The organism is Agromyces arachidis, assembly GCF_052805135.1.
Genome location: NZ_JBRBDK010000005.1, coordinates 83,316 through 99,464, shown reverse-complemented (window position 1 = coordinate 99,464; position 16,149 = coordinate 83,316). Strand labels below are relative to the sequence as shown.

At 71.6% G+C, this 16,149-nt stretch carries 14 protein-coding genes; 8 read left to right on the top strand and 6 right to left on the bottom strand.

Annotated features, from left to right (window positions below; all coding sequences use genetic code 11):
- The 3 genes from ACUY4T_RS08580 to ACUY4T_RS08570 all read left to right on the top strand — a co-directional run bounded on the left by ACUY4T_RS08580 (position 1) and on the right by ACUY4T_RS08570 (position 3,583).
- Positions 1–885, top strand: a complete 885-nt coding sequence (locus ACUY4T_RS08580; RefSeq protein ID WP_446018520.1) for a bile acid:sodium symporter family protein — start codon at positions 1–3, stop codon at positions 883–885.
- On the top strand, positions 882–2,663 hold the full coding sequence (locus ACUY4T_RS08575) for a lipase family protein (protein ID WP_446018519.1): 1,782 nt from the start codon (positions 882–884) through the stop codon (positions 2,661–2,663). Before ACUY4T_RS08580 ends, ACUY4T_RS08575 begins: the two co-directional genes overlap by 4 nt.
- A 278-nt stretch (positions 2,664–2,941) precedes the next feature.
- Positions 2,942–3,583, top strand: coding sequence for a DUF305 domain-containing protein (locus ACUY4T_RS08570; protein WP_446018518.1), 642 nt, complete (start codon positions 2,942–2,944; stop codon positions 3,581–3,583).
- 78 nt (positions 3,584–3,661) lie between these two features.
- Here ACUY4T_RS08570 and ACUY4T_RS08565 read toward each other — a convergent pair whose 3' ends face one another.
- Genes ACUY4T_RS08565 through ACUY4T_RS08550 form a run of 4 tightly spaced genes read right to left on the bottom strand, consistent with a single transcriptional unit; the run spans position 3,662 to position 7,468 of the window.
- Complete coding sequence (locus ACUY4T_RS08565) at positions 3,662–3,910, bottom strand: hypothetical protein (protein ID WP_446018517.1); 249 nt, start codon at positions 3,908–3,910, stop codon at positions 3,662–3,664.
- 27 nt (positions 3,911–3,937) lie between these two features.
- The gene (locus ACUY4T_RS08560) at positions 3,938–6,265 is read right to left on the bottom strand and encodes a heavy metal translocating P-type ATPase (protein ID WP_446018516.1); all 2,328 of its coding nucleotides are present in this window, start codon (positions 6,263–6,265) and stop codon (positions 3,938–3,940) included.
- A gap of 29 nt (positions 6,266–6,294) precedes the next feature.
- On the bottom strand, positions 6,295–7,278 hold the full coding sequence (locus ACUY4T_RS08555) for a DUF8832 domain-containing protein (RefSeq protein ID WP_446018515.1): 984 nt from the start codon (positions 7,276–7,278) through the stop codon (positions 6,295–6,297).
- Positions 7,259–7,468, bottom strand: a complete 210-nt coding sequence (locus ACUY4T_RS08550; RefSeq protein ID WP_446018514.1) for a heavy-metal-associated domain-containing protein — start codon at positions 7,466–7,468, stop codon at positions 7,259–7,261. The genes ACUY4T_RS08555 and ACUY4T_RS08550 overlap by 20 nt, the downstream gene beginning before the upstream one ends.
- An 89-nt stretch (positions 7,469–7,557) precedes the next feature.
- Here ACUY4T_RS08550 and ACUY4T_RS08545 point away from each other — a divergent pair, with 89 nt between their 5' ends.
- From ACUY4T_RS08545 to ACUY4T_RS08535, 3 genes are all read left to right on the top strand, one after another.
- Positions 7,558–8,727 (top strand): FAD-dependent oxidoreductase, encoded by a 1,170-nt coding sequence (locus tag ACUY4T_RS08545; RefSeq protein ID WP_446018513.1) that lies wholly within the window; start codon positions 7,558–7,560, stop codon positions 8,725–8,727.
- 64 nt (positions 8,728–8,791) lie between these two features.
- On the top strand, positions 8,792–11,050 hold the full coding sequence (locus ACUY4T_RS08540; protein WP_446018512.1) for a heavy metal translocating P-type ATPase: 2,259 nt from the start codon (positions 8,792–8,794) through the stop codon (positions 11,048–11,050).
- 23 nt (positions 11,051–11,073) lie between these two features.
- The gene (locus ACUY4T_RS08535; protein WP_446018511.1) at positions 11,074–11,379 is read left to right on the top strand and encodes a metal-sensitive transcriptional regulator; all 306 of its coding nucleotides are present in this window, start codon (positions 11,074–11,076) and stop codon (positions 11,377–11,379) included.
- Positions 11,380–11,445: 66 nt separating this feature from the next.
- On the opposite strand, the gene ACUY4T_RS08530 is transcribed toward ACUY4T_RS08535, so the two are convergent.
- The gene (locus ACUY4T_RS08530) at positions 11,446–12,888 is read right to left on the bottom strand and encodes an MFS transporter (protein WP_446018510.1); all 1,443 of its coding nucleotides are present in this window, start codon (positions 12,886–12,888) and stop codon (positions 11,446–11,448) included.
- Between the two features lie 201 nt (positions 12,889–13,089).
- Here ACUY4T_RS08530 and ACUY4T_RS08525 point away from each other — a divergent pair, with 201 nt between their 5' ends.
- Complete coding sequence (locus ACUY4T_RS08525; RefSeq protein WP_446018509.1) at positions 13,090–14,364, top strand: MFS transporter; 1,275 nt, start codon at positions 13,090–13,092, stop codon at positions 14,362–14,364.
- On the opposite strand, the gene ACUY4T_RS08520 is transcribed toward ACUY4T_RS08525, so the two are convergent.
- Positions 14,361–15,371 carry an adenosine deaminase gene (locus ACUY4T_RS08520; protein ID WP_446018508.1) on the bottom strand — a complete coding sequence of 337 codons (1,011 nt, stop codon included), beginning with the start codon at positions 15,369–15,371 and terminating at the stop codon, positions 14,361–14,363. The genes ACUY4T_RS08525 and ACUY4T_RS08520 overlap by 4 nt on opposite strands.
- 243 nt (positions 15,372–15,614) lie before the next feature.
- Between ACUY4T_RS08520 and ACUY4T_RS08515 the strand changes: the two genes are divergently transcribed.
- Positions 15,615–16,142 (top strand): YggT family protein, encoded by a 528-nt coding sequence (locus tag ACUY4T_RS08515; RefSeq protein ID WP_446018507.1) that lies wholly within the window; start codon positions 15,615–15,617, stop codon positions 16,140–16,142.
- Positions 16,143–16,149 lie beyond the last annotated feature (7 nt).

Sequence of the window (16,149 nt, the reverse complement as noted above, 5' to 3'; positions counted from 1 at the left end):
ATGGACATCCTGTCGATCGTCTCGGGGGTCATCCAGGCGACTGTCGCCTTCACCGTGTTCGGATACGGCTTGTCCGCCCGCACCGAGGACCTCCTGTCCGTACTGCGCCGACCGCGCGTGCTGTTCCTCTCGCTCGTCGCGATGTTCGTCGTGATGCCGGTGGTCGCGCTCGCCGCGCATGTCTACTTCGACTTCCCGCACGCCGCGGAGGTCGCGCTCGTCGTGATCGCGCTCACTCCGATCCCCGCGCTCCTCCCGCGCACCGAGATCGGCTCCGGCGGCCGGGCCACGTACGCCTTCGGGCTCGCCTTCGCCGTCGCCCTCGTCTCGCCGGTTCTGATCCCTGCGCTCTCCGACCTCATCGGGCGCCTCATGGACCGACCGTTCGGGCTCTCGCCGCTGACGATCGCGACCGCGATGGCCACTCAGGTGCTGCTGCCGCTGGCGCTGGGATTCATCGTCGGGAGGATCTGGCCGACGGCGTCGGACCGGTTCGGCGGCAGGCTGGTCGCGATCGCGAACTCGCTGATGCTCGTGGCCCTGCTCGCGCTGCTCGTCCTGGTGTTTCCGGCGGTGGTCAGCGCGTTGTCGCTCGTCACGCTCGTCGTGATGTTCGCCTTCACCGCGATCGGCCTCGCCGTCGGGCACGCGCTCGGCGGTCCCGACCGGTCCGACGCGGTCGTGCTCGCCATCGCCTGCGCGAATCGGAATCCCGGACTCGCCATCGGTCTGGCCGCGTCGATCTTCCCCGCGGAGAGCTTCGCCGGGACGGCGATCATCTACGCGCTGGTCTCGAACATCGCCGTCACGCTCTACACGCGGCTCCAGCGCCGTCGAGCGGCGGAGTCGAACACGGCCGCGACGACCTCGGAGGATCAGACATGACCGACCGCATCGATGCCTGGTTCGCCCGCCTGCCGAGATGGGTCCGCGGCGTCGTCGGCGTCGTCGCGGTCGTCCTCGGCGCGGTGATCCTCACCCGACCGACGACCTCGCTCGGCGTGCTCGCGATCCTGATCGGCGCTGGCATGGTCCTCAGCGGCATCCTGGAACTCGTCGGAGGCGGGGACCCCGACGACGAGCGACGCGGACCTCGGTGGCGCCTCGTCACTGCCGCGCTCTGGATCGTCGCCGGAGTGCTCGTCCTGCTCCTCCCGGGACTGACCGTGCGCCTCGTGGCCGTGGCCGTCGCCGTCGCAATCATCGTCAACGGCGGCTTGTCGCTCGCCGCGGCGTTCCGCACCGGCGCCTCCTGGGATGCCCGCGTCGCCTCCGTCCTCCTCGGCGCGGCCCAGATCGTGTTCGGCCTGCTCGCCATGCTGTGGCCGGACATCACCCTGCTCGTCGTGGCCGTGGTGTTCGGCGCACGCCTGATGATCGTCGGGCTCCTTCTGGCGTGGCACGCCGTCCGAGGCAGTCGGCGAGAGGCACCGGACGACGGACCGCCGTCCGGTCCACGTCGGTGGGCACGGACGATCGCCGCGGTCGTCGCCGTGCTGCTCGCGGTGATCGCCGGATCCGTCAGCGCGACGCTGCGTGAGGGCTCGCCCGTCGTCGATGAGTTCTACGCCGCGCCGCGTGACGTGCCGAGCGAACCGGGGCGCCTGATCCGGGCCGAGCCGTTCACGCGAGGCGTGCCGGCGGACGCCACCGCCTGGCGCATCCTCTACACCACGACCGGCGAGAGCGGCGATCCGGCCGTCGCGAGCGGGCTCGTCGTGGTCCCGACCGATGGCGCGGACTTCCCGGTCATCGACTGGACGCACGGAACGACGGGTTTCGCGCAGCCCTGCGCACCGTCCCTCGCCGACCAGCCCTTCGAGTCCGGCGCGTTGTTCCTCCTGCCCGAGGTCATCGAGAATGGATGGGCGCTCGTGGCCACCGACTACCTCGGGCTCGGGACGCCCGGACCGCACCCGTACCTCATCGGCCGGTCGAGCGCGTACGCCGCGCTCGATGCCCGCCGTGCAGCCTCCGAGCTGACGGAGGCGAAGCTCGGCGACCAGACCGTCGTCTGGGGTCACTCCCAGGGCGGCGGCGCCGCCCTTTGGACCGGAGCGGTCGCCGATGAATACGCGCCCGAACTCGGCCTCCAAGGCGTCGCCGCACTCGCTCCCGCGTCGAACCTGACCGGACTCATGGAGAATCTTCCGAACGTGACGGGCGGGTCGATCTTCCAGTCGTTCGTGATCGCCGCGTACACCGCCGTCTACCCTGACGTCTCCTACCGGGAGTACGTCCGCCCGGGCGCCGAGGCGACTGTGCGGGAGATGGCGGACCGATGCCTCGCCGAGCCCAGCTCGGCCGTCACGCTCCTCGAACTGCTGGGACTCTCGAGGGACCCCCGGATCGATGCCGCCGACCCGACGACCGGCGCGTTCGGCGAACGGCTCGAGGAGAACACGCCGCCAGCGACGATCAGCGCGCCACTGCTGCTCGGCCAGGGCGCGGACGACCAGCTCGTCGTTCGTCCCGCACAGGACGAGTACGTCGAGGGGCTCTGCGCCGACGGCCAGCAGGTCGACTACCGGATCTACGCGGGCCGCGACCACGTACCGCTCGTCGAGCCGGACTCGCCGCTCGTGCCCGACCTCCTCGCCTGGACCGCGGAACGGTTTGCGGGTGAAGCGGTCGAACCGGGCTGCGTCACCACCGAGCGTTGAGGCAGCGGGCGCCGCCCCACTGCGACAGGCGCACGACGGGCGCGGTGCCGACGGGACTCTCCCGGGCCTACTGGGCGGACTGAGCATCGAACGGTCACCCGATCGATGCTCCGTCGCCCCCGCCGCGCGCCGCGCCTCCGGCCCGTCCCGTCCCGTCGGACCGCGGGGGCGATGGGTACCAGAGTCGCATCCGGCCCGGCAACGCCCTTGCCGCGACAGCTCCCCTCGGTTCGCATGGAACGATCACGATCACGCCGAACCGGAGAGGAGACCACGCCATGGCGACCAGCGACGACTCGATGCGCGTCTCGGAGGATGGGCGTTCCCGCGCCGCCGATGCGAGCGATTCCCGGTCGCGTCAGGGTGGAGACGATCCCCGCCGAGCGTGGAAGCCGTACCTCCGGTTCGCCGCCATGATCCTGACCGCGATGTTCCTCGGCTACTGGACGATGTTCGCCGGGTCATGGGAGTGGGGCCACGTCCGATTCAGCGAGAGCCGGGTCTTCATGGCCGTCACGATGGGCGGCACGATGGGGCTCGTCATGCTCGGCTACATGCTCGGCATGTACCGCAACACCAAGGCGAACATCGTCGTCATCGTCGTCAGCCTGCTCTTCATCGGCGGCGGGATCACCCTCGATCGGAGCCAGGCGACGGTCGACGACGTCGCCTTCATGCGAGGGATGATCCCGCATCACTCGCTCGCGATCACCCGTTCCGAGCGGTTCGGGAACGCCGACCTGCGCGTCTGCGAACTCGCCGTCGCGATCAGCGAGGCCCAGCGTCGGGAGATCGACGAGATGGACTGGCTCATCCGCGACATCCAGCAGAACGGTGCGGCCACCACCGCTGCCGAGGTCGCCGAGCGCCCCGTACCGGACTTCCCCGCGGAAGCGGACCGGGAGTGCGACGCGGAGTGATGCGGCACCCGCGCCGGCTGGTCGGAGGGCGAGGCCGTCGGGGCCGGCGTGCGAGGCCGACCCCGACGGACCGATGGATCAGGCGACCGCGTACCTCGCCGGCTCGGCGTCGAAGAGCGGGCCGCAGGCGGCGCAGCAGAACCAGTAGCGCTGGCCCTCGTGGTCGCGGAACAGGCCGGCCTGCTCGGCGTCGGCCTTCACGACCATGCTCCCGGGCATGACCGGGCACTCGGCCAGGTCATCGCCGCCGCGGAGCAGGTCGGTCGCGTCGGCGGGCTTCACGGCGTGCCCGCGGGCGTCGCCGGTGCTGCAACAGTGTGCACTCATGGATGGTGTCCTTTCAGGTCGCGTGGATCACGCGTGTTCGAGTTCCCGCGCCGGTGCGGTCGCGGTGGTGGTGGCGCGCGAGGCGCCGGTGGTCCGCGAGCGGAAGGTCCGCAGGCGGAGGCTGTTGCTGACGACGAAGACGCTGGAGAACGCCATCGCCGCGCCGGCGAGCATCGGGTTGAGCAGGCCGAGGGCGGCCAGGGGGATCGCAGCCACGTTGTAGGCGAACGCCCAGAACAGGTTGGCCTTGATCGTCCCGAGGGTGCGACGCGACAACCGGATGGCGTCGCCGACGGCACGGAGGTCGCCGCGGACGAGCGTGATGTCGGCCGCCTCGATGGCCGCGTCGGTGCCGGTCCCCATCGCCAGGCCGAGGTCGGCCTGCGCGAGGGCCGCGGCGTCGTTGACGCCGTCGCCGACCATCGCGACGACCTTGCCCGATGCCTGCAGGTCGCGCACCACGGCGACCTTGTCGGCCGGCAGGACGTCGGCGATGACCTCGTCGATCCCGACCTCGTCGGCGACGTGGCGTGCGACCGTGGCGTTGTCGCCGGTCAGCAGCACGGGCGTGAGGCCGAGGCGGCGCAGCTCCGCGATCGCGTCGCGGCTGGTGTCCTTGACGCGGTCGGCGACCACGAGCACGCCGCGCGCGACGCCGTCCCAGGCGACCAGGACCGCCGTCTGACCGGCGGACTCGGCGTCGGCCTTCGCCGCACGCAGGTCCGCAGGCACCTCGACGGCCCAATCGCCGAGCAGCGACTCGCGGCCGACGACCGTCAGGTGCCCGTCGACGATCCCGTGGACGCCGCGGCCCTCGTGGTTCTCGAACGACTCGACCGTGGCGAGCTCGCCGACCCGGGCCGTGGCGCCGGCGGCGATCGCCTGGGCGATGGGGTGCTCCGACGCATCCTCGAGGGCTCCGGCGATGCGGAGCACGTCGGCCTCGGTCTCCCCCGCCCCCGCGTGCACGGCGAGCAGGGTCATCCGACCGGTCGTCACGGTTCCGGTCTTGTCGAGCACCACGGTGTCGACCTTCCGGGTCGACTCGAGCACCTCGGGTCCCTTGATCAGGATGCCGAGCTGCGCGCCGCGTCCCGTGCCGACGAGCAGCGCCGTCGGCGTGGCGAGGCCGAGCGCGCAGGGGCACGCGATGATCAGCACGGCCACCGCGGCGGTGAACGCGGCGGCCGCCGGGAATCCGGCGCCGAGCCAGACGCCGAGCGTCGCGGCGGTCAGGGCGAGCACGATCGGGACGAAGACCCCCGAGATCCGGTCGGCGAGCCGCTGGACCTGCGCCTTCCCGGACTGGGCGTCCTCGACGAGCTTCGCCATCTGCGCGAGCTGGGTGTCGGCGCCCACGCGCGTGGCGCGCACGACGAGCCGGCCGCCGGCGTTGACGGTCGCACCGACCACCGGATCGCCGACGGTCACCTCGATCGGCACGGACTCGCCGGTGAGCATCGACTGGTCGATCGCGCTGCGGCCCTCGACGATCACGCCGTCGGTCGCGATCTTCTCGCCCGGGCGAACGACGAACTCGTCGCCGACGCTGAGCCGCTCGATCGGGACCCGCTCCTCGCGGCCGTCCTTCAACACGGCGACGTCCTTCGCCCCGAGCTGGAGCAGGGCGCGCAGGGCGGCGCCGGCAGTGCGCTTCGACCGCTTCTCGAAGTAGCGGCCGGCGAGCACGAACATGGTCACGCCGGCGGCGACCTCGAGGTAGATGTTCGCGGCGCCGTCGCTCGGCGCCACGGTCAGCTCGAACGGATGCGTCATGCCCGGGGTGCCCGCGGTGCCGAAGAACAGGGCGTACACCGACCACAGCAGCGCGGCGGACGTGCCGACCGAGACCAGCGTGTCCATCGTCGCGGCGCCGTGTCGCAGGTTCACCGCGGCCGCCCGGTGGAACGGCCACGCCGCCCAGACGATGACCGGCGCAGCCAGGACCAGCGACAGCCACTGCCAGTACGGGAACTGGAGGACGGGGATCATCGCCATCAGGATGACGGGGACGGAGAGCACGACCGATCCGATCAGCCGATGCCGGAGGGTACGGAGCTCGCCGTCCTCGGCCTCGTCGGCCGGGTCGGCGTCGGCGCGCGCTGCCGTCGGCGGCGTCGGCGCCTCGGCCGTGTAGCCGGTCTTCCGGATCTCCGCGATCACGGCGTCCGTCGTCACCCCGGGCGGGACTTCGACGCGAGCCTTCTCGGTCGCGTAGTTGACGGTCGCGGTGACGCCGTCGAGCTTGTTCAGCTTGCGTTCGATCCGCATCGCGCAGGATGCGCAGGTCATTCCGCCGACGTCGAGTTCGATCACGTCCTTCGGCGGTGCCGCCTGCCGGGTGCTGTCGTTCATCTGGGGTTCCTTTCGTCGGTTACGTCGTCTCAGTGACCCTCGGCGTGCTCGGCGCCGTCGGCGTGCCCGCCGGCCCCGGCTGCGGCGAGCGCAGCGTCGGCGGCGAAGGCGGCGGTGTGCACCTGCCCGTCGACCTTGAAGTCGACGTAGAGCAGGTAGTCGCCCGCGGTGGGCGGCGTGGCGGCGAAGCGGATGTCGGGGCCGAGGTCGGAGGCGCCGGCGTTCTCCGCCTCGTCGAGGGGGTGGGCGTGGAGGTACCCGAGGTCGCCCGCCCGGAGCATGACCAGGTGCCCCGCCGCGCCAAGGTAGGGCTCGATGGTGGTCACCGGTCGTCCGTCCCGACGAACCGTGAACTCGAGCTCGGCCTCCGCACCGGCGGCGAGGTCGCCGGTGAGCTCGACCGTGAACGGTCCGGCCTCGACGACCCGGGAGCCCGGCACGGGCGCGTCGGTCGGAGCCACGAGGCCATTCACGTTCGCGGTGGTCGTGAGCGTGAGCGTCTCGTCGTGCCCGGTGGGACGGAAGTCCGCGAAGAGACGGTACGTTCCCGCGGCCTCCCATTCCCAGGGGATGCTCCAGTGGCCGTCGTCCTCGAGCTCGGGGTGCACGTGGCGGAACTGCGCCCCGTCGGAGCGCACGGCGATCAGGTGCAGGGGCCGTTCGTGGGTCTCGTCGAAGGCCGTCACCGCATCGCCGTCGGAGTCGAGGATGCGGAAGTGCAGCGACCCGGCGCCGCCCGTCTCGACCGGTGCGTGCAGGTCGGCCAACCGGTAGCCGTCGGCCTCGATGGAGAGACCGGGGACCTCGTGCGGCATGGACTCGGCTTCGGGGGTCGCATGCGCCTCGCCGTGCGGCGATCCGTGGCTCCCGCCCTGCTCCGCCCATGCGGCGACACGGTCGGGCGACACGAGCAGCGGGCCGGCCGCGACCGCGAGGCCGAAGACGGCGGCGACACCCGCTCCGAACAGTCCGAGGCGCATGGCGGGGCTCATCTCACCGCGGCTGCGCGACATAGCCGGCCTCCTGAACGGCATCGACCACGGCCTGGTGGTCCAGTTCGGTATCGGAAGCCACGACCAGGCGGCCGGTCACGGCCGATACGTCGACGCTCCGCACACCGGAGATCCCGGAGACCTCTTCACGCACGGACAGCTCGCAGTGCCCGCAGGTCATTCCGCTCACCTGGTACTCGTACACGCTCATCGCCTCATCCTTTCGATACGGGGTAGGGGTATTGAGGTATGGTGGACAACCAGATACCCCACTGGGGTATTCCGCACACGGAGGTGGACATGTCTTCAGAACACGCAGTGATCGTCGGGGCCGGCGCCGCCGGCTGGTCCGCAGCAGACACCCTGGTCCGGTCGGGCTGGCCGGGCCGGGTGACGATCGTCGACCCCGCGGGGGCGACGAATCGCACGCTGGTGAACAAGGGCGTGCTCACCGGCCTCCTGACCGGGGAGCAGCTGAGCCGACCGGTCCCGGCGGGGACCGAGCTGCTGCAGGAGGAGGTGGAGTCGATCGACGAGGACGGAACGGTCCGCCTGCGCTCCGGCGGCCGGCTCGCACCCGCCGCCGTCGTGATCGCGTCCGGCAGCGTCCCGCGTCCGGCGTCGTTCGAAGCGGATGCCGGCACTGCGCGCTCGCGGATCCTGCCCCTGCACTCGGCTGGCGATGCGGAACGAGTCCGCGGCCTCCTCCCGCAGGGCGGAGGCCGCGTCGTGATCCTCGGCGCCGGCCTCGTCGGATCCGAGACCGCGTCCCTGCTCGCCGACGCCGGGGTGGACGTGACGGTCATCGCCAGGTCGCCACTCCCCCTGCGCGACCAGCTCGGCCCGACCGTCGCATCGGAACTGCTCAGGCGGCATCGCCATCGCATCCGGATCCGCACCGGGCGCAGCGTCGCCCGCGCCTCGTCGCGCTCGGGCGAGGCCGTCATCGAGCTCTCCGACGGCGAGACCCTCGAGGCCGATGTCGCCATCGTGGCGCACAGCACGCTCCCCCATTCCCCGGCATCCGGTTCGCACCGGGGCGCGATCACCGTCGACGCGCGACTGCGGACCGGACTCCGCGGCGTCTACGCAGCCGGCGGCGTCGCATCGATCCTCGCGCACGGCACCGCCATCCGAGTCGACCACTGGGATGATGCGGCAGCCCAGGGGGCCCACGCCGCCCGATCGATCCTGCACGACCTCCTCGATGGGGCCGATCCCGGTGAGTATCGATTCGAGTCGGGGTACTCCAGCCGGATCCACGGGTCGATGCTCACCGCATGGGGCGTCGCCGACCGTCGAACGGAGTGGTCGCGACACGACGGCGAGGCGGCTGTGGGCGTCGGGCGCCAGCTCGGACGCGTCACTGCGGTCGCAGGCCTCGACGCCCCCCTCGTCGTGCGCGATCTCGCGACATCGGCGACCCGGGACCTGCGCGACCCGTTGTCGCTGTACCCCACAGGGGTATAATCGCTCATGCTGGCGCCGACGAACGGCCTTCCGCCGTTCGTCCGACGATGCGAAGGGCGAGACGATGGACGAGCGCACACGGAACGACACGCAGCACCACGAGCACGGCGGCCACGCGTCCCACGGGCGAGCGGATGCCACGAGCGCGGCGGCGCACGAGGGCCACGCCGGTCACGACGCCCACGCCGGTCACGTCGAGCACGCCGGGCACGACGCCCACGCCGGGCACGACGCCCACGCCGGGCACGACGCCCATGCCGGGCACGACGCCCATGCCGGGCACATGGGCCACGCCGGCCACGGCGACCACGTCGGCCAGTTCCGGAAGCTGTTCTGGATCAACCTCGTCCTCGCAGTCCCGGTCATCGCCTTCTCCCCGATGTTCGCCATGATCGTCGGCTACGAGCTGCCCGACCAGGCATGGGTGGCGTGGATCTCGCCGGTCCTCGGCACCGTCATGTACGTCTGGGGCGGTCGCCCGTTCCTCACCGGAGCGGCGAGCGAGCTCCGCGCGCTGAAGCCCGGCATGATGCTCCTGATCGGCCTCGCGATCACCGTGGCGTTCATTGCGAGTTGGGGAGCGACCCTCGGCCTGCTCGCCCACGAGCTGGACTTCTGGTGGGAGCTCGCCCTCCTCATCGTCATCATGCTCCTCGGGCACTGGCTCGAGATGCGCTCGCTCGCGCAGACCACGTCGGCGCTCGACTCACTCGCCGCCCTGCTGCCCGATGAGGCCGAGCGGGTCGAGGGCGACACGACCGTCACGGTCGCCCCCTCCGACCTGCGCGTCGGCGATGTCGTCGTCGTGCGCCCCGGCGGACGCGTGCCCGCCGACGGCGTGGTGGTCGCGGGGTCGGCGAGCATGGACGAGTCCATGATCACCGGCGAGTCGAAGACCGTCCGCCGGAGCGATGGGGACCAGGTCGTCGCAGGGACGGTCGCAACGGACTCGGGCATCCGCATCGAGATCTCCGCCGTCGGCGACGACACGGCGCTCGCCGGCATCCGTCGCCTGGTCGAGGATGCGCAGAACTCGACGTCCCGCGCCCAGCGGATCGCCGACCGCGCCGCCGCATGGCTGTTCTGGTTCGCGCTCGGCGCCGCCGTCATCACGGCGACCGTGTGGAGCATGATCGGACTGCCCGATGAAGCGGTGGTGCGCACGATCACCGTCCTCGTGATCGCCTGCCCGCACGCCCTCGGACTCGCCATCCCGCTGGTCGTCTCGATCGCCACGGAGCGCGCCGCGCGCGGGGGCGTGCTGATCAAGGACCGGCTGGCGCTCGAGAGCATGCGGACCGTGACGAGCGTGCTCTTCGACAAGACCGGCACCCTCACCAAGGGGCAGCCGACCGTGATCGCGATCGAGCCGGTGCACGGACGCGATCCCGACCAGGTGCTCTCCCTGGCCGCCTCCGCCGAGACGGACTCCGAGCACCCGCTGGCGCGCGCCATCGTCGGCTCCGCGGCCGAGCGCGGCCTCGACCCCGCCCCCGCGACGGACTTCGACTCCGCGCCGGCGGTCGGCGTCACCGCCCGCGTCGGCGACGACACCATCCGCGTCGGCGGCCCGCACCTGCTCGCCGAGGAGGGCGCTGACGAGCTCCCGATCGCCGACGAGTGGCGTGCCGACGGAGCGATCATCCTCCACGTGATCGAGAACGGGTCCGTCATCGGCGCACTCAAGCTCGCCGACGCCATCAGGGACGAATCCCGGGAGGCGGTCGACGCGCTGCACGAGCTGGGCATCGAGGTCGTCATGATCACCGGCGACGCCGACGCGGTGGCCCGGTCGGTGGCATCCGAACTCGGCATCGACCGGTACTTCGCCGGCGTGCGCCCCGAGGACAAGTCCGCGAAGGTCCTCCAGCTGCAGCGCGAGGGGCGCAGGGTGGCGATGGTCGGCGACGGCGTGAACGACGCGCCCGCGCTCGCCCAGGCGGATGTCGGCATCGCGATCGGTGCGGGCACGGATGTCGCGATCGCCTCGGCCGGCGTCATCCTCGCCAGCGACGATCCGCGTTCGGTGCTCTCGGTGATCGAGCTCTCCCGGGCGAGCTACCGCAAGATGAAGCAGAACCTGTGGTGGGCGGCCGGCTACAACCTCATCTCGGTGCCGCTCGCCGCCGGCGTGCTCGCACCGGTCGGGTTCGTGCTGCCGATGTCGGTGGGGGCGATCCTGATGTCGCTGTCGACCATCATCGTCGCGGGGAACGCACAGATCCTCCGCCGCCTCGACCTCCGCCCGGAGACGAGCACGCGCGAGATCCTCGGAGATCGCCGGGTCCAGCCGACACCCGAGCCGGTGCACGCTCACCACTGAACGACCCGAAGGAGAGCATCCCCATGCCCGAGACCCCGGCCGGCGCATCGCACGGCTACATCACCGACAAGGAGAAGTACCTGACCCGGCTGCGCCGGATCGAGGGCCAGGTGCGCGGCGTGCACCGGATGGTCGACGAGGAGCAGTACTGCATCGACATCCTCACGCAGATCTCGGCATTGACGTCGGCGCTCGAGTCCGTCGCGCTGGGCCTGCTCGACGACCACATCAAGCACTGCGTCGTCGACGCCGCGGTCCGCGGGGGCGACGAGGCCGAGGAGAAGATCAAGGAGGCGTCCGACGCCATCGCACGCCTCGTGCGTTCCTAGCCGCCAAGGGCCGGACACGACCGGAGGCGCGGGCCGATCGGCCCGCGCCTCCCTCTTCCCGACGGATCAGGCGCCTACGGGCACCTGCTCCTCGTTCGTCGCGCCGGCATCGCCGGCGGGCTTGGACGAGCGGAGCGTCGCGGCAGCGATGAGCCCGCCCACCACGGCGATGACCGCAGCGCCGATGAAGGCGGCCGAGTACCCGCCGGTCAGCGCGACCACGCCGGTGCCGGTGCCGACCACGGCCGAGCTGAGCGCCGTGACGGCGGCCAGTCCGACGGCGGAGCCGATCTGGTAGCTCGTGTTCACGAGCCCGGATGCCACGCCGGTCTCCTCGGGTCGGGCCACGCCGATGGCCGTGCCCAGTGACGGGATGAACGCGAGCGCCATGCCGAACGCGGCCACCAGCGAGGCGGGCAGCACGTCCACGACGTAGTTCCCGTCGGGGCGGACGAAGCCGAGCCAGACCAGGCCCGCCGCGAGCAACGCGAACCCGGCGATGATCAGCGGCTTCACGCCGAAGCGAGCGAGCAGGCGCGGCGCGACCATGGTCATGCCGAGCACGATGAGCACGGTCATCGGCAGCAGCGCGGCGCCCGCGGCGAACGATCCGGCGCCGAGGACCTGCTGGAGGTAGAGGTTCAGGAAGAACCACATCGGCACCCAGGCCGCCCCGAGCAGCAGCTGCGCCGTGTTCGCGGCGCCGAGCTGCGGGGTGCGGAAGATCCCGAGACGCAGCAGCGGCTGGCGGGCGCGGCGCTGCACGACGAAGAAGAGCCCGAGCAGGACGATCCCCGCGGCCAGGGCGGCCAGCACCTCGACCGAGCTCCAGCCCGCCTCCGGTGCACGGACGATGCCGTAGACCAGCGCGGCGAGGCCGGCGGTGCCGGTCACGGCGCCGAGCAGGTCGACGGAACCGCGCTGGCCGGGAACGCGAGGCAGGGCGCCCGGGGCGAGGAGGATGACCGCGAGCGCGATCGGGACAGTGACGTAGAACACCCACGGCCAGCTCGCGTACTCGGTGAGCACGCCGCCGAGGAAGACTCCGGCGGTGCCGCCGATCGGGGCCGCGGCACCGTAGACCGCGAACGCCCTCGGGAGCTGGGGGGTGCCGCCGAACAGTGCCATCAGCAGGCTGAGCGCGGCGGGTGCGATCAGCGCCGCTCCGGCGCCCTGGACCGCACGGCCCGCGATCTCCATCCCCACGTCGGATGCGGCGCCCGCCATGACCGAGCCGAGGGCGAGCACGCCCCATCCGGCCAGGAAGACGCGCCGCGCGCCGAAGAGGTCGGACAGGCGTCCGCCGAGCAGCAGGAGGCCGCCGAAGGCGACCACGTAGGCGTTGAACACCCACGAGAGCGACTCGGGCGTGAAGCCGAGCTCCGCCTGCATCTCGGGGAGGGCCACGCCGATGATCGACGTGTCCATGATGACGACGAACTGGGCTGCCGCGATGAGTGCGAGCCCGAGCCAGCGGCGCCGTGACGCGGCCGCGGTTGGTTGGGACATGATCTTTTCTCCTTCCGGGGCCAATACCCCTGTGGGGTATCAACGTATACCCCTATTGGGTATTCCCCGCAACTCCCCATCGATCACGGGCCCAGTCGCGGCGCACCCAAGGGGCGAATCGGAATGGAGCGATTCGGGAATACCCCCATGGGGTATCTGGTTGGACTCGGTATCCCGACCGGTTCGCACAGGAGGAAGACCATGCGACTGTTCAAGATCCGCGACTACCGCCGCCTCTTCAGCGCGCAGGTGATCGCACTGTTCGGCACCGGCCTGACCACGGTCGCCCTCGGGCTGCTGGCCTACGACCTCGCCGGACCGCAGGCCGGCCAGGTGCTCGGCACCGCGCTCACGATCAAGATGGTGCTGTACGTGGTCATCGCCCCGATCGCGGCGGCCTACATCGACCGGCTTCCCCGACGGGCGTTCCTCGTCACCCTCGACGCCCTTCGCGCGACGGTGGTCCTCGCGCTCCCGTTCATCACCGAGGTCTGGCACGTGTACGTCCTGATCGGCCTCCTCCAGGCGTCCTCCGCGGCGTTCACGCCGACGTTCCAGGCGGTGATCCCCGACATCGTGACCGACAAGGACGACTACACGCGAGCCCTCTCCGCCTCGCAGGTCGCCTACACGATGGAGAGCCTGCTCAGCCCGGTGCTGGCCGCCATCGCCCTCAGCTTCATGAGCTTCAGCTGGCTGTTCCTCGGCACGTCGCTCGGCTTCGTCCTCTCGACGCTCCTCGTCCTCGCGACCAGGATCCCGAACGCGCGCGGAGGCTCCCGCTCCGGGGCCTGGGACCGCGCCACCTCCGGGATCATGACGTTCCTGCGCACGCCGAAGCTGCGCGCCGTGATCGCCCTCAACCTGGTCGTCGCAGCCGCCGGCTCGATCGTGATCGTCAACACCGTCACCTACGTGCGCGACGAACTCGGCGGCTCGCAACCGGCCGTGGCCTGGATGCTCGCCGCGTCCGGCACGGGCTCACTGCTTGCCGCCCTGGCGCTCCCCCGCGTGCTGGACCGGATCGCCGAACGCACGGTCATGCTGACCGGCGCCGCAGTCCTGTCGATCGCCACCATCACGGCTGCCGGGCTCACCGGCGCGGGGATCATCACCTGGGCCGGCACCGCCGTCCTCTGGCTCCTGATCGGAGCGGGCATGGCGATGATCGTCACTCCGACCGGACGCATCCTCCGCGGATCGGTGGAAGCCGGGAGGCTGCCCCAGGTCTTCGCCGCCCAGTTCTCGCTGTCGCACCTGGCCTGGCTGCTGACGTACCCGATCGCCGGATGGCTCGGCAGTGCGATGGGGCTCACGGTGACCTGGTCCGCGCTCGCGGTCCTCGCCGTGTCCGGCACCGTCGCGGCCCGATGGCTCTGGGTCCGGGACGAGGCGACGGCCGGACCGGCGCAGGCGACGACGTCGCGCCGATCCCGGAGGCTGATCGCCTCGAGGGCGGCGGCCGGGGCCGCCTAGGTGGAGGCGCCGGGTCGAGCGACCCGGCGCTTCCACGCGTCGATCTCCGCATGGATCCGGGCCCGTTCGCCCGGTTCGATGAACGCGGAATCGACGGAGTTCCGCGCGAGCTGCTCGATCGCCGCTGCATCGAGGCCGAACTCCGCGACGACGGCGTCGAAGTTGTCGTCGACGTATCCGCCGAAGTAGGCCGGGTCATCCGAGTTCACGCTGACGAGCAGGCCATGCTCGAGCATCCGGGGCAGCGGATGGTCCGCCATCGTGTCGACCGTGCGGAGCCGCACGTTCGACAGCGGGCAGACGGTCAGCGGAACCCGGTCGCGGACGAGGCGCTCGACGAGCTCAGGGTCCTCGAGACTGCGGATGCCGTGGTCGACGCGCTCGACGTGCAGCAGGTCGAGGGCCTCCCGGACGTACTCGGGCGGGCCCTCCTCGCCGGCGTGCGCCACGACGTGCAGGCCCGCGTCGCGCGCCGTCCGGTAGACGTCGACGAACAGCGACGGCGGGTACCCGACCTCCGCGGAGTCCAGCCCGATCCCGTCGATCGGCAGCGCGGCGTCGAGGACCGCGGTGAGGGCGTGCAAGGCGTCCTCGGGCGCAAGGTCGCGCCAGAACGACATGATGAGCTTCGTCGTCATGCCGTGGTCGGCGACACTGCGGTCGAGGGCGCGCCGGATGCCGCCGATCACCGTCCCGGCGGGGATGCCGCGTCGCGTGTGGGCCTGGATGTCGAAGAAGATCTCGGCGTGCCGCACGCCCGCGGCCGCGGCGCGGGCGAGGTAGCGCCGGGTGACCTCCTCGAAGTCCCCCTCGTCGCGCAGGACCTCGAGGTTCGCGTAGAGGAGGTCGAGGAAGGACTGGAGGTCGGTGAACTCGTACTGCGCCTCGAGGTGCTCGAGCGAACGCCACGGGAGGTCGATGCCGTGCTTCTCGGCGGTCGCCATGATGAAGGCGGGCTCGAGGGTTCCCTCGAGGTGGAGGTGCAGCTCCGCGATCGGCGGTCTCACGGTTCGCTCCGGTGCGCGCTCGTCGCCGCGCGCTCGACCGCACGATCGATGGATGACGTCACCCTCGTCCTGTTCCCCTGCATGCCTCAGACGGTAGTCCGCGACGCCTCGTCGCGACACCCACCGGGCTCGGGGCCGGGTGACGCGCAGTCGGGCCGTGCACGGCGCGCCTCGGACCGCCGGCGCCTGGAACGGCTTGTCTGGAGTCGCGGCGTCGCGCCGCACGGGTGCGAAGGGGGTCTCATGATGAGCCAGGTCGATGCCGCCACGGGTGGATGGAAGCCGCCCTGGTACCTCCGACTCCTCCGCATCGCCGCCTGGGTGCTCTACGTCTGGGTGTTCATCGGCGTGATCTCGCTCCTGCTTCGCGTCTTCCTCCTCCTGTTCGCCGCGAATCCGGAGGCGGACTTCGCCGCGTTCGTGTACCGCGTCTCGGACGCCTACCTGCACCCCTTCCGCGACATCTTCCCGACCCGGGACCTCGGCGACGGCGGATACCTGGACGTCTCGGCGCTGTTCGCGATCGTCGTCTACGCCCTGATCGCCGGCGGCGTCGGGGCGGCAATCGCCGCGGTCGGGCGCCGGATCGAGCGGGCGGAGCGGTCGCACCGCGCGGAGATGGAGCGCCTGCTCCTCGCGCAGCGGGCGACCGCCGCGGCACCCTCCGGCGCGCAAGCCATCGTGGGCGGGACGCCCGCCGGCCGGATGCCGCCGGCGTACCCCGGCGGCACGGCGGGTGCGCCGCCCGGCGGCCCCGCGGGCCAGGCCTGAGCGCCGC

Excerpts from the sequence above, each read along its gene's own strand:
- ACUY4T_RS08560 (WP_446018516.1), bottom strand. The coding sequence starts at position 6,265 with ATGAACGACAGCACCCGGCAGGCGGCACCGCCGAAGGACGTGATCGAA.
- ACUY4T_RS08580 (WP_446018520.1), top strand. The coding sequence starts at position 1 with ATGGACATCCTGTCGATCGTCTCGGGGGTCATCCAGGCGACTGTCGCC.
- ACUY4T_RS08540 (WP_446018512.1), top strand. The coding sequence starts at position 8,792 with ATGGACGAGCGCACACGGAACGACACGCAGCACCACGAGCACGGCGGC.
- ACUY4T_RS08570 (WP_446018518.1), top strand. The coding sequence starts at position 2,942 with ATGGCGACCAGCGACGACTCGATGCGCGTCTCGGAGGATGGGCGTTCC.
- ACUY4T_RS08530 (WP_446018510.1), bottom strand. The coding sequence starts at position 12,888 with ATGTCCCAACCAACCGCGGCCGCGTCACGGCGCCGCTGGCTCGGGCTC.
- ACUY4T_RS08565 (WP_446018517.1), bottom strand. The coding sequence starts at position 3,910 with ATGAGTGCACACTGTTGCAGCACCGGCGACGCCCGCGGGCACGCCGTG.
- ACUY4T_RS08525 (WP_446018509.1), top strand. The coding sequence starts at position 13,090 with ATGCGACTGTTCAAGATCCGCGACTACCGCCGCCTCTTCAGCGCGCAG.
- ACUY4T_RS08575 (WP_446018519.1), top strand. The coding sequence starts at position 882 with ATGACCGACCGCATCGATGCCTGGTTCGCCCGCCTGCCGAGATGGGTC.
- ACUY4T_RS08550 (WP_446018514.1), bottom strand. The coding sequence starts at position 7,468 with ATGAGCGTGTACGAGTACCAGGTGAGCGGAATGACCTGCGGGCACTGC.
- ACUY4T_RS08535 (WP_446018511.1), top strand. The coding sequence starts at position 11,074 with ATGCCCGAGACCCCGGCCGGCGCATCGCACGGCTACATCACCGACAAG.
- ACUY4T_RS08545 (WP_446018513.1), top strand. The coding sequence starts at position 7,558 with ATGTCTTCAGAACACGCAGTGATCGTCGGGGCCGGCGCCGCCGGCTGG.
- ACUY4T_RS08515 (WP_446018507.1), top strand. The coding sequence starts at position 15,615 with ATGATGAGCCAGGTCGATGCCGCCACGGGTGGATGGAAGCCGCCCTGG.
- ACUY4T_RS08555 (WP_446018515.1), bottom strand. The coding sequence starts at position 7,278 with ATGTCGCGCAGCCGCGGTGAGATGAGCCCCGCCATGCGCCTCGGACTG.